Here is a 12214-nt window from a genome sequence, read left to right on the forward strand (position 1 = left end):
CGACGGCGTTCCGTGACGAAGGGCCGCCCCAACTATCTCGCGGGGCTGGGCGCCCTGCTGTGGCTCGCGCTGGTCGCGCTCCCGCTGTACGTGATGCTCGGCGCGACCGTGCGGACCCGCTCCGAGTACAGCCGGAACGGCCCGTTCGCCTTCCCGCCCGCCTTCTCCTTCGACAACTACGCGCAGGACTTCTCCAGCGGCTTCGGCCGCTACTTCCTCAACACGATGGTCGTCACGGGGAGCGTGGTGGCGATCGTGCTGCTGCTGGTGCCCCCGCTGGCGTTCTCGATCGTACGGAACCAGGGGCGGGGCACCGTCCGGATCTTCCGGCTCTTCCTGCTCGGGCTCGCCATCCCCGCCCAGGCCGTGATCGTCCCGATGTTCTACGCGATCAGCAAGGCGGGCCTGTACGACAACCTCATCGGGGTCATCCTGCCGACCGCCGCGTTCTGTCTGCCCGTCTGCGCGCTGATCCTCACCGGCACCATGCGGGACATCACCGGCGAACTCTTCGAGGCGATGGCCATCGACGGGGCGACCACGCGGCGCGTCTTCTTCCAGCTCGTCGTCCCGCTCTCCAAGGGCGGGCTCGCGACGATCGTGGTGTTCTCCGCCCTCCAGGCGTGGAACGGCTTCCTCTTCCCGCTCGTGCTGACGCAGTCGGAGGAGACGAAGGTGCTCACGCTCGGGCTGTACAACTTCCAGACCGAGCACGGCGTCGACATCCCCGGTCTGCTGGCGGCCGTGGTGCTGTCCACGCTGCCTGTCCTGCTCGTCTACCTGTTCGCCCGCCGAGCCCTGGTGCAGGGGCTCATGGGGGTCGGAGGAAAGTGATCGACAACGTGAGCGCCGACACCACATCCGTACCGGTACCCGTACCCGTCGTGCCCCCGTCCGAGGCCCCCGACCGCTCCGAGGCGCGGGCGCGCCGGGTCGAGGAGCTGATCGCGGCCATGACCACGGAGGAGAAGCTGGCGCAGCTCTACGGGCTGTGGGCCGGCGCGTCCGCCGACGGGGCCGAAGTCGCCCCGCACCAGCACGACATGGACGCCCCGCCCACCCTGACCGAGCTGCTGCCGTACGGGCTGGGGCAGTTGACGCGGCCGTTCGGCACCGTACCGGTGGATCCCGCGCTCGGCGCCCTCTCCCTGATGCGTACGCAGGAACGTATCGCGGCGGCCCACCGCTTCGGTGTCCCCGCCATGGCCCATGACGAATGCCTCGCGGGCTTCGCCGCCTGGGGCGCCACCACGTACCCCGTCCCGCTCTCGTGGGGCGCGTCCTTCGACCCGGATCTGGTACGGGAGATGGCGGGCGCGATCGGCCGCGACATGCGGTCGGTCGGGCTGCACCAGGGGCTCGCGCCCGTTCTCGACGTGGTGCGCGACGCGCGCTGGGGGCGGGTCGAGGAGACCATCGGCGAGGACCCGTATCTGATCGGCACGGTCGCCACCGCCTATGTGCGGGGCCTGGAGTCGGCGGGCGTCGTGGCGACGCTGAAGCACTTCGCGGGGTACTCGGCCTCGCGCGGCGGACGGAATCTGGCCCCGGTCGGCATGGGCGCCAGGGAGCTGGCCGATGTGGTGCTGCCGCCGTTCGAGATGGCCGTACGGGAGGGCGGCGTACGGTCCGTCATGTCCGCCTACAACGACATCGACGGGGTGCCGTGCGCGGCGGACGAGCGGCTGCTGACCGAACTCCTCAGGGACACCTGGGGGTTCGAGGGAACCGTGGTCGCGGACTACTTCGGGATCGCCTTCCTCAGGACGCTGCACGGGGTGGCGGGCGACTGGGCCCAGGCGGCGACGGCCGCGCTGACGGCGGGGGTCGATGTCGAGCTGCCCACCGTGAAGACCTTCGGGCAGCCGCTGCGGGACGCGATCGCCGACGGGAGGCTGCCTCGGGAGGCCGTCGACCGCGCGGTACGCCGCGTCCTGACCCAGAAGGCCGGGCTCGGGCTGCTCGACCCGGAGTGGAGCGCGCGGCCAACGGCCCTGGCGGGGGCGGACCTTGATTCCCCGGAGCGGCTGCGCGGCACGGTCACCCTGGACTCCCCCGCGCACCGCGACATCGCACGTCGGCTCGCGGAGCGTTCGGTGATCCTGCTGCGCAACGACGGGACGCTCCCCCTGGCGGGTCCGGCGCGGATCGCGCTGATCGGCCCGCAGGCGGAGTCCGCCACGGCCGTGCTGGGCTGCTACTCCTTCCCGGTCCATGTCGGCCCCCAGCACCCCGGCGTCCCGGTGGGCATCGAACTGCCCACGCTGCGCGAGGCGTTGGCGGCGGAGTTCCCGGAGAGCGAGATCGTCACGGTGGCGGCCACCGGCATCGACGGGCCCGTACCCTCCGAAGGCTTCGTGGCCGCGGTGCGGGCGGCCCGCGCGGCGGATGTCGTGGTCGTCGCGCTCGGCGACCGCGCGGGGCTCTTCGGGCGCGGCACCAGCGGGGAGGGCTGCGACGCGGAGACCCTCGATCTGCCGGGCGCCCAGGGCCCGTTGCTGGACGCGGTGCTCGACGCGGTGCGCGGCACGGGGACGCGGGTGGTGGTCACGCTGCTCTCCGGACGGCCGTACGTACTCGGCCGGGCCGTCACGGAGGCGGGCGCGATCGTGCAGGCGTTCTTCCCCGGGCAGGAGGGCACCCCGGCGGTGGCGGGGGTGCTCAGCGGCCGGATCAACCCCTCGGGGCGCCTCCCGGTGAGCGTCCCCCGGCTGCCCGGGGCGCAGCCGTCCACGTATCTCGCGGCGCCGCTGGCCCGCGCGAGCGATGTCTCCAGCATCGACCCGACACCGGCCTTCGGCTTCGGCCACGGGCTGACGTACACCTCGTTCACCTGGTCGGAGCTGGCGACGGGCGAACCCCTGCCGCCCACGGACGGCGCGGCGGAGCTGTCCTTCACCGTCACCAACACGGGCGGGCGCGCGGGCGCCGAGGTGGTCCAGCTCTATCTGCACGACCCGGTCGCCTCGGTCGTCCAGCCCGTACAGCGCCTGATCGGCTACGTAAGGATCCCCCTGGAGGCGGGCGAGCGGGCCAGGGTCACCGTCACCGTCCCCGCCGACCTGGCCTCCTTCACCGGGCGCGACGGCCGCCGTACCGTCGAACCCGGCGCGCTGGAACTGCGGTTGGCCGCCTCCAGCACCGACGTACGGCTCACCGCCGCGCTCACCCTGACCGGACCCGTACGGTACGTCGACCACACGCGCGCGCTGCACGCGACGTTCGCCGTCCGCACGCCGCCGGATGTTCCCTAGGCCGCCCGCACCCGGTCGGCCAGGAAGGGCAGCAGCACGGCGGCCATCTCGTCCGGCACCTCCTCGGCGAGGTCGTGGCCCGCGTCGAAGACATGGCCGGTGACGTCGTGCGCCATGTGCCGCATCTGGGTCTCGTTCCGCTCGCCGATGAACGCCGAGCCGCCGAGCGCCAGCACCGGGATGTCCAGCTTCACCTTCGCCGCCTCCCGGTTCTGCTCGGCGTCGACGAGCATCGCCCGGTAGACCGAGAGCATCGCGCGGATACCGCCGGGCATGGAGTAGCAGCGAACGTACTCGTCGATCGCGTCGGGGGTGGCGGTGTCGGGGTGGGTGCGTTCGTACTTCAACATGTAGGTGAGCAGCTCGCGTTCGTGCCCGGCGATCAGCATCTCGGGGACGTCCGGCTGGAAGTAGAAGCCGAGATGCCACAGATGCATACCGCCGTGGACGTTCTCGGGGGTGAGCGCGGTGTGGTCCTCGAAGCCGAACCCGGGGAACAACGCCTCCGCGAACACCAGGGCGTTGACGTGGTCGCGGTGGCGGGCGGCGAGCTGGTAGCCGATCACCGCTCCCCAGTCCTCGCCCACCACGCTGTACGACGCGTGCCCGAGATGGGCCATCAGCGCGGCGATGTCGTCGCCCATCGTCGCCGAGTCGAACCCGTCGGCGGGACGGGCGGAGTCGCCGAGACCCCGGAGGTCCGGTACGACGACGGTGTACCGCGCGCTCAGCCTCGGGACGAGGTGGCGCCAGTGGTAGCCGGTCTTGGGCACACCGTGCAGCAGCACCACCGCGGGGCCGGATCCGGCGGTCCGGTAGTGGAGGCTGGTGCCGTTGACGGTGGCGCGGCCCGTACGGACGGCTTCTCCACGATGGTCGAACATCATTGCCTCACCCATTTCTCGCCCGGATGCCCCCGCAACAACACACGTCACCATGCGAGGACGCCCCCGGCGGCGATCTTGCGCTGGGTAGTGTGAACCACCGGGCACCGGACAACCGTTCGCACACTGCCCGGAGCGGCGACGTCCGTGCCGCCGATGCCGCGGCCGTCAGAGAGTGAGCAGACAGATGCAACCGACGTTCGTACTGGTTCACGGAGCTTTCGCGAACTCCTTCTCCTTCGCACCGCTCCAGGCCGAACTCGGCCTCCTCGGACACCGTTCGGTCGCCGTCGACCTGCCGGGCCACGGGTTCGCGGCGACCTTCCCGGGCGCCTATCAGGCACCGCAGGACCTCGAAGAGCTCGCCACCACGCCCGGCTCGATCAAGGGCGTCACACTGGCCGACAACGCCGCACACCTCATCGGGATCCTGGAACGGGCCAAGCGCAACGGCCCCGTCATCCTTGTCTCCCACAGCCGCGGTGGCATCACGGCCACCGCCGCGGCCAACGCGCGTCCCGACCTGATCGACCGCATCGTGTACGTGTCCGCCTGGTGCCCGGTCGCCCTCGACGTCGGCGGCTACAACGCCGAGCCGGAGATGGCCACGGCCGACTCCGCCGGCCTGATGTCGGCGATGGCCGGGAACCCGGCCGAACTCGGGCTGCTCCGCTGCAACTTCCGCACCGCGGACCCGGATGTCCTCGCGACGTTCAAGGCGGCCTTCCTCGCCGACGGCACGGACGAGGAGTTCCTGACCTTCATGAACACCTTCCAGCCCGACGAGAACCTGGACGTCGGCACCTCCGCCGACCGGGCGCAGGCGGCGACCTGGGGCCGTATCCCGAAGACCTATGTCCGCCTGGCCGACGACACGAGCCTGCCGCCGGCCCTCCAGGACCGGCTGATCCGCGAGGGCGACGAGCTGACGCCGGACAACCCGTACGACGTCCGCACCCTGGCGGGCAGCCACCTGAAGTGGCTCGTCGACCCGGCGCCGGGGGCGCGCCTCCTGGGTGAACTCGCCGCGCTCCTGGACGTGCCCGCCCGGTCGTGACGAAGTCCCGGCGAGCGCGGCCGACCCCGGCGAATTAAGGTGGCGCTCAGGTCTCCGAGGCGGGCCCGAAGCGGGCTCGAAGGGAGCTCAGGTGCGGGACATCGCCGGATCCATCGCCGCGTGGCAGGCCGCAGGGGTGCGCTTCGCCCTGGCCACCGTCGTACGGACCTGGAAGTCGGCGCCGCGCGGACCGGGCGCGGCGATGGCCGTCGCGGAGAACGGCGAGGTGGCCGGCAGCCTCTCCGGCGGCTGTGTCGAGGGCGCGGTGTACGAGGTCGCGCGGGAGGTCCTGGCCACGGGCGAGGCCCGGCTCACGACGTACGGGGTCAGCGACGGCGAGGCGCTGGAGGCGGGGCTGACCTGCGGCGGGCTCGTGGACATCCTGGTGCGGCCGGCCGACGCCCCACACTTTCCCGGGCTGCCGGGCGTCCTGGAGCTGATCGCGGCGGGACGGCCGGTGGCGGTGGCGTCGGTACTGCCCGGGGAGACCGGCGAGACCGGGGCGCCCGGGGCGCCCGGAGGCTCCGGGGGCGTCGCACCGGGCGGCACCCTGGTGGTGCTCCCGGCCCCGCCACCACCGGAGACACCACCGGCACCCACACTCACCCCCGCTCCCGCACCCGCCCCCGCACCCGCCCCGGGCACGCTCGGTGGCGCGCGGCTGGACGCGGCGGTCACCGAGCGGGCGCGCGGCCTGCTCGCGCAGGGCCACACCGGCGTCGTCCACCTCGGGCGCCACGGCGAGCAGCGCATGGACGACCTGACGGTCTTCGTCCAGTCCTTCGCGCCGCCGCCCCGGATGCTGGTGTTCGGCGCGATCGACTTCGCGGGCGCGGTCGCGCGGATGGGGAAGTTCCTCGGCTACCACGTCACGGTCTGCGACGCCCGCCCGGTCTTCGCGACCCGGCGGCGCTTCCCCGACGCGGACGAACTGGTCGTCCAGTGGCCGCACCGCTTCCTGGCGGAGCATCCGGTGGACGCGTCCACGGTGATCTGCGTACTGACCCATGACCCGAAGTTCGACATCCCGCTGCTGGAACGCGCCCTGCGCACCCCCGCCCGCTACATCGGCGCGATGGGCAGCCGCCGCACCCACGAGGACCGGCTGGCCCGGCTGCGCGAGGCGGGCCTGAGCGAGGGCGAGCTGGCCCGGCTCTCCTCCCCCATAGGGCTCGACCTGGGCGCCCGTACGCCCGAGGAGACGGCGGTGGCGATCATGGCGGAGATCATCGCGCTGCGCTGGGGCGGCACGGGCGAACGGCTCACCCGTACGGAACTGTCCATCCACCACTGACGTACGGCCCCTCCACTCCCGCTGGAGTGAAGGGGCCGCGAGGAATGCTCCGATCACGGAAGCGCCGGCCGGCATACGGCCCCGTGCCGCAGGAGTCCGACGGCGGCGGCGACGAGCGTACCCACGGTGACGTGCCGAGCAGATCCCCCCATGGTCTGCTCGGTCACGCTCCGCAGGTCGCCCTCGTCGCCGTCGCTTCCTTCGTCACGCTTCGCTCCTTCCTTCTTCTCCCCCTCCCTCGCCAGCTCGTTCTCCACACGGTCGAGAAGCGACTCCCAGGCATCCGGGGCGATTCCGCCGTGCAGCTCCAACAGGCGTGCCTGGCTCGCGCGCGCCCTTTCTTGGAGCAGATCGTGCATGTCTTCCATTAACTTCCCTCTTCCTCCAGATCGGATGGTGAGCGGCGCGCCCCGGGACCGCTGTCCCGGAACACCTTTTCTCTTGCGCTGTGCAATTCTTTTCCCGTTGTCGTTCGGGCCTCTAGGACCCAACCTGGGATCACGGGCCCCCGCCCGTGATCCCGAGAAGAGCTCTAGCTGACGTCTCCGAGCTCGTCGTGGATCGTCGCCCGGTACGCGGCGAGGAGTGCCCTGACCTTGTCCAGGCGGCGCTTCACGGTCTGCCGGTCGATCTCCAAGTACCGGCTGATCTCGGTCTGGTTGAGCCCTTTCACGATCGACAGCCGTCCGACCTCGTACATCCCGCCCTCGTCCGGCAGGGCCTGCCGCAGCAGCCCCTCGACCGCCTCGACGGCCTGGACCTCGAAGTACGGGCTGGCCTCCGGGGCGGGCAGCTCACGGTCGGGGATCTCGTCCGTGGGAAACGACTTGTCGCGGTCGTACGCACGGCAGGCGTCGGCGATGACACCGGACATGACCTTGGCGGCGAAGGCCCGGCCGCCGTCCTGCCGGTCGAGCGTGAAGCCGGGGTCCGACCAGCGGGCGACGAGCTTGACCACGCACGTCTGGACGATGTCCTCCAGATCGCGTCCCAGCCGCTTGGCGAGGACCATCGACTCCAGCATCGGCTTCAACCGCAGGAGTTCCGCCACCTGTTCCTCCGTGAGCCCACTCCGGCGTCGACCCGCCCCGGCGGCCCGCCGGTCCTGCCGGGGCACCGTTGAGTGGGGGACGGCGGAGACAGACCCCTCTCCGCCCGTCGGCCCCCGCACCTCAGGTGCGTTCTTCATGGGCGCGTCCTTTCTGTCGTGTCCTCCGGCGTGTCCGCGCGAGGGACCGGGTTACGGCCTCGCATTCTGTTCCGCCGTCAGAAACCTTGCGGCACGGGGCATTTGATCTCCACCGATCTCATCAATCCCCGTCGACCTCCGTCGATCTCCACCGCCACGACATCGCTATCCGAGAAGCTGGTACAGGAAGAACGCCACGCCGACCCCGACGAGGAGGGCGACCCCCAACAGAGGGTTGAGGAAGGCCACATAGGTGACCAGTCCCGCGACGATCAGAATCAGGAGAACGAGGAAGGCCCTCTGGTCCGGCCCATTCATGAACGGCTCCCCACCACATGTGCGAGCGCTCCCGCCTCAACGGCGGCTCACTCGCTACGCCGCCCAGGGCACCGGCGGTGGGGCACGCCCGGCGGTGTCCCTCGTCACAGCCGGTGATTGTCAGTGCCCGCTGCCAGGATGACCGCCATGACAACACCGTGGCTTCTCACCGACATCGAACACGCCGTCCGCAGCAGTTGGAGCGCCGAGACCTGCACCCCGGAGTTCCGCGCCCGCTGGACCCCGGACAACCCGGCCAGGGACCAGTGCGGGGTGACCGCCATGGTCCTCAACGACCTGCTGGGCGGTGAGCTGATCCGCGGAGAGGTCCATGTCGACGGCGAGCGCACGGACTACCACTGGTGGAACCGGCTGGGCATGGGGATCGAGATAGACCTCACCCGGGAGCAGTTCCGGCCGGAGGAGATCGTCACCGGAGGCACCGTCGTCCCCCGCCCGCCGGTGACCGAGTGGCGCCGCCTCGTGGCGGAGTACGAGCTTCTGCGCACCCGCGTCGCGGAGAAACTCGACCGGTGAGACACGCCCGGTGACACACGCCCGGTGACACCGCCGGCGCCGAGTCGTGGCGGCTGAGCGCCCTCCCTGGAGGTACTTACTCACGGGTGAGTACCCGACTAATTTGTCCGTACTGGTCAACTCCACCGGCCGCGGAGAGGATCGAGCCGAAGGACAAACACGAGGGGGAGCGCCAGGAATGACAACTGACAACAGCGTCCAGGTGAGTGTTCTCGGGCTGGGCGCGATGGGAAGCGCTCTCGCGGGCACCCTGGTGAAGGCCGGATACGCGACCACATGCTGGAACCGCTCACCGGGGAAGGCGGACGACCTCGTCGCGCAGGGCGCCAAGGCCGCCGACACGGCCGGAGACGCGGTCCGGGCCGGCCGATTGGTGATCGCGTGCCTGCTGGACCACGCGTCGGTCCTTGAGGTGCTCGTTCCGCTCTCCGACGAGCTGGCCGGACGGACCCTGGTCAACGTGACCACGACGTCACCTGCTCAGTCACGAGAGTTGGCCGACTGGGCCGCCGGAGCCGGGGTCACCTATCTGGACGGCGGCATCATGGCCGTACCGCACATGGTCGGCCAACCCGAGGCATCGATCCTCTACAGCGGATCGGCCGATGCCTTCCATCAGTACAGGCCGCTGCTCGACCTCTGGGGAACCAGTACCTACTTCGGCGAGGATGCCGGGCTGGCGTCCCTGTACGATCTCGCCCTGCTCGCGGGCATGTACGTCATGTTCGCCGGATTCATGCACGGCGCCGCCATGGTCGCGCCGGCCGGAGTGACGGCGGGCGAGTTCGCCGCCAAGGCCGCACCCTGGCTGACCTCCATGACCGGCGCCTTCCAAGGATTCGCCGCCGTCATCGACGGCGGGGACTACACCGTCGAAGGGCAGCAGAGCCTCCAGTTCTCCAACCTCGGTGACCTCCTGGCCGCCAGTTCCGACCAGGGCATCAGCACCGAGGTGGTCACCATGGTCCAGCGGCTCGTCCAACGCCAGATCGACGCGGGCCACGCGGAGGAAGGCTTCGCCCGCATCATCGAGAGCATCAGGCAACCAGGCCGGTCACAGAGCGTCGCAACTCCATGATCACCACATCCTGTGCCCGCTCTGCTGTCAGGGATGATCTTTGCGCCTGTCCGTGCGGGTTCTGAGCGGACCCCGCTCACAAGAGGACCCCCGACCGGTGCCGGTCGGGGGTCCTCTCACCTGCTTGTTTACCGCTGTGGGCGCGGACGGTTTCGAACCGCCGACATCTGCTTTGTAAGAGCAGCGCTCTACCCCTGAGCTACGCACCCGTGGATGAGGGAACAGCGTACATGGCCCAGGGGACCAGGTCGCAAACCAAGGTCACGCCCCGGGCCCCGTCGCGTACCCGGGCCCCGACCCGGGCCCGGGTCGCGCGCCCGCGCCGGAAGATCGCGGGCCGGAGCGCGAACTAACCGGCCCGCGTGTTCGTCATTACCAGGTGGGAGAATGAACGAGGGCAGGGCGAACTCGGCACAGGAGAGTGATGTGACGGCGACACACGCGCGGCCGTACGCAGGAGCCAACGCACGTGCCGTCAGTGGCGCCGGTGGATCGGCGGAGGGTGGTACGGGGCGGGCGGGGCGCCGGGCGCTCGCCGGCCTCAGGGACGCGCTGACGCTGGTCCTGCTGCCGTTGCCGCTGCTGGTGGCGGCCGTGCCCGGGGCCTTCGCCGGTGGGGGTACGCGGCGCTGGTTCGGCGGTCGTGGCGAGAGTCTGCGGGCGGACGCGCAGGCGGCGAAGGACGCCGCAGCGGCCTCCTTCTACGAGCTGGACACGGCCCAGCGCGATCTGCGGATCTCCATAGAGACGATCACGGCGGTGGACAGCTCGCCGGGCGCCCGCAAGGCCGTGGACGACTTCGCCGCGCTGGGGCAGCGGATCGACGAGGTGAGCCACGGCTACATCAGCGCCGTGGACGCCCACGACCTGGACAAGGACGATCTGGAGCCGTCGGCCGCCTCGAAGGCGCGCGGTGACCTCACCAAGGCCAAGCAGGAGCTGGACCGGGTCAAGGGCGATCTCGACCGGTTCGAGCGGGGGCTCGGGCCGCTGCTCGACAAGGCGGAGACCCAGCTCGCCCGGCTGGCGCCCGCCGTGGAGCGGGCCCGGCAGGCGCTGCTGGCGGCGAGCAACGCGCTCGACGCGGTACGGGAGGCCGGGCTGCGCGCCGACGACCTGGCGGCCCGCCTGGCCTCGCTCGCCCCCGACCTCACCAAGCTCAACCAGGGCGCGGGCCGGCACGGCGTCGCGGAGACCCTGCAGCGCGCGGACCGGGTCAAGCGCGACGCCGAGTCCGTACGGAGCGAGGCCGAGCGGCTGCCCGAACGGGCCCGGGAGATCGACCGGCGGCTGGTGTCGCTGCGTACCCGCGCACAGGCCCTCACCACCCGGGCCGGGACGGTGGACCCGGTGCTCAGCGAGTTGCGCAGACGGTTCGCCGCGGCGTGCTGGCAGGACCTCCAGCAGGTCCCCGACCATGCGGCGAGCAGCGTACGGCAGGCGGAGGAGAAGCTCGCGGAGGCGGCGAAGGCGCGCGAGGAGCAGCGGTGGGCGGACGCGACGTCGCTGCTCAGTACGGTGCGGGCGCTGCTCAACGGTACGGACGAGGCGGTCTCCGCCGCCGGTGACCGGCTCCAGCGGCTGAACGCGGTGTCGAAGGACCCGCAGCAGGAGATCGACCGCACACGGTTCGCGATCCGGGACGCGCAGCGCCTGGCCATGTCGGGCCGGACCACCCCCGAGCCCCGGCACGCCCGCCCGCTGGACGACTCCGTGGCGCGGCTGGACCGGGCGGTGTCCTCGCTGGAGGGCCGCCACCCGGACTACTGGCACTTCCTGACCGAGACCGAGGCGGTACGGCACCGGGTGGCCCAGGTGGTCTCGGAGATCCGTGAGGAGCGCGGCGCCGGGCACTAGAGCCTCCGGCCCGGTCGAGTTGTCGGGCCGTCCCACTGGGCGGAACATGGTGAAACGTACGGTTATGTACGGATACGTGCGTACCACCAGCGTGCCGCCCCCGAAGGAGGCCGCCCATGGCCAGCCCAGCGATCCGCCACTCCCCCGGCGCCGTACCCCGCAACCGAGGAGCCGGCCGCCGGGGCGCCCCTCGGCGCAGCACCCACCGCCGGCGCGTCAGGCTCGACCAGCAGCTTCCGCTGGACCACCGGCTCAACCAGGTCTACCGCGTGGGCGCCGGGCTGATGGGGCTGGCCCTGATCGCCTTCGGGATCCTCGGGCTGATGGACCGGATCGGGTTCTTCGGCACGGGCGGTCAGCGCGTGCTGGGGCTCAACGCCAACGGCACGCTGAGCGTGCTGTCCATCTGCGTCGGGGTGCTGCTGCTGGCCGGGATGGTGATCGGCGGGAACACCGCGTCGACCGTCAACATGGTCCTCGGTGTCCTCTTCATCCTCAGCGGTTTCGTCAATCTGGCGCTGCTGGACACCAGTTACAACTTCCTCGCCTTCCATCTCCAGAACGTGCTCTTCAGCTTCGTCGTCGGGCTGCTGCTGATGTTCTTCGGAATGTACGGCAGAGTCAGCGGCAGCCTCCCGCACGAGAACCCCTACTGGCGGGCCCGCCACCCGGAGGAGGCGGAGCGCGAACAGCGGCGCAGGGCCATGGACGACACCGCCCGGGGGCGGCTGCGCGTCGGATAATCT

At 71.1% G+C, this 12214-nt stretch carries 12 protein-coding genes and 1 tRNA gene; 8 read left to right on the forward strand and 5 right to left on the reverse strand.

What is annotated here, in order from left to right:
* Window positions 1-12 precede the first annotated feature (12 nt).
* Window positions 13-834 (forward strand): carbohydrate ABC transporter permease, encoded by an 822-nt coding sequence (locus tag ACIO3P_RS03195; protein WP_329827457.1) that lies wholly within the window; start codon window positions 13-15, stop codon window positions 832-834.
* 119 nt (window positions 835-953) lie between these two features.
* Window positions 954-3254 carry a beta-glucosidase gene (locus tag ACIO3P_RS03200; protein WP_401850885.1) on the forward strand — a complete coding sequence of 767 codons (2301 nt, stop codon included), beginning with the start codon at window positions 954-956 and terminating at the stop codon, window positions 3252-3254.
* On the opposite strand, the gene ACIO3P_RS03205 is transcribed toward ACIO3P_RS03200, so the two are convergent.
* The gene (locus ACIO3P_RS03205; protein WP_401850571.1) at window positions 3251-4141 is read right to left on the reverse strand and encodes an alpha/beta fold hydrolase; all 891 of its coding nucleotides are present in this window, start codon (window positions 4139-4141) and stop codon (window positions 3251-3253) included. The two genes, ACIO3P_RS03200 and ACIO3P_RS03205, sit on opposite strands and share 4 nt — an antisense overlap.
* Before the next feature lie 184 nt (window positions 4142-4325).
* Here ACIO3P_RS03205 and ACIO3P_RS03210 point away from each other — a divergent pair, with 184 nt between their 5' ends.
* A complete protein-coding gene (locus tag ACIO3P_RS03210; protein WP_329827331.1) occupies window positions 4326-5195 on the forward strand; it encodes an alpha/beta fold hydrolase in 870 nt (289 codons plus the stop codon).
* A gap of 91 nt (window positions 5196-5286) precedes the next feature.
* Window positions 5287-6489 (forward strand): XdhC family protein, encoded by a 1203-nt coding sequence (locus ACIO3P_RS03215; protein ID WP_401850573.1) that lies wholly within the window; start codon window positions 5287-5289, stop codon window positions 6487-6489.
* A gap of 53 nt (window positions 6490-6542) precedes the next feature.
* Here the strand turns inward: ACIO3P_RS03215 and ACIO3P_RS03220 are convergent, their stop codons facing one another.
* The 3 genes from ACIO3P_RS03220 to ACIO3P_RS03230 all read right to left on the reverse strand — a co-directional run bounded on the left by ACIO3P_RS03220 (window position 6543) and on the right by ACIO3P_RS03230 (window position 7996).
* Entirely contained in the window at window positions 6543-6857 is a 315-nt protein-coding gene (locus ACIO3P_RS03220) for a hypothetical protein (RefSeq protein WP_329827329.1), read from the reverse strand.
* Window positions 6858-7021: 164 nt separating this feature from the next.
* Window positions 7022-7540: a sigma-70 family RNA polymerase sigma factor gene (locus tag ACIO3P_RS03225; protein ID WP_401788479.1), complete on the reverse strand. Its 519-nt coding sequence runs from the start codon at window positions 7538-7540 to the stop codon at window positions 7022-7024.
* 303 nt (window positions 7541-7843) lie between these two features.
* Complete coding sequence (locus tag ACIO3P_RS03230; RefSeq protein WP_329827327.1) at window positions 7844-7996, reverse strand: hypothetical protein; 153 nt, start codon at window positions 7994-7996, stop codon at window positions 7844-7846.
* Between the two features lie 147 nt (window positions 7997-8143).
* Between ACIO3P_RS03230 and ACIO3P_RS03235 the strand changes: the two genes are divergently transcribed.
* The gene (locus ACIO3P_RS03235; RefSeq protein ID WP_329827326.1) at window positions 8144-8533 is read left to right on the forward strand and encodes a hypothetical protein; all 390 of its coding nucleotides are present in this window, start codon (window positions 8144-8146) and stop codon (window positions 8531-8533) included.
* Window positions 8534-8711: 178 nt separating this feature from the next.
* Window positions 8712-9611 carry an NAD(P)-dependent oxidoreductase gene (locus tag ACIO3P_RS03240; RefSeq protein ID WP_401850575.1) on the forward strand — a complete coding sequence of 300 codons (900 nt, stop codon included), beginning with the start codon at window positions 8712-8714 and terminating at the stop codon, window positions 9609-9611.
* A gap of 137 nt (window positions 9612-9748) precedes the next feature.
* On the opposite strand, the gene ACIO3P_RS03245 is transcribed toward ACIO3P_RS03240, so the two are convergent.
* Window positions 9749-9820: transfer RNA gene (locus tag ACIO3P_RS03245), tRNA-Val, on the reverse strand.
* A 217-nt stretch (window positions 9821-10037) separates the two neighbouring features.
* Between ACIO3P_RS03245 and ACIO3P_RS03250 the strand changes: the two genes are divergently transcribed.
* Both ACIO3P_RS03250 and ACIO3P_RS03255 read left to right on the forward strand, forming a co-directional pair.
* Window positions 10038-11468 carry a hypothetical protein gene (locus ACIO3P_RS03250; protein WP_329827323.1) on the forward strand — a complete coding sequence of 477 codons (1431 nt, stop codon included), beginning with the start codon at window positions 10038-10040 and terminating at the stop codon, window positions 11466-11468.
* Window positions 11469-11584: 116 nt separating this feature from the next.
* Window positions 11585-12211, forward strand: a complete 627-nt coding sequence (locus tag ACIO3P_RS03255; RefSeq protein ID WP_401850577.1) for a DUF4383 domain-containing protein — start codon at window positions 11585-11587, stop codon at window positions 12209-12211.
* Window positions 12212-12214 lie beyond the last annotated feature (3 nt).

The organism is Streptomyces sp. NPDC087310, from assembly GCF_044744405.1.
Lineage (GTDB): Bacteria > Actinomycetota > Actinomycetes > Streptomycetales > Streptomycetaceae > Streptomyces.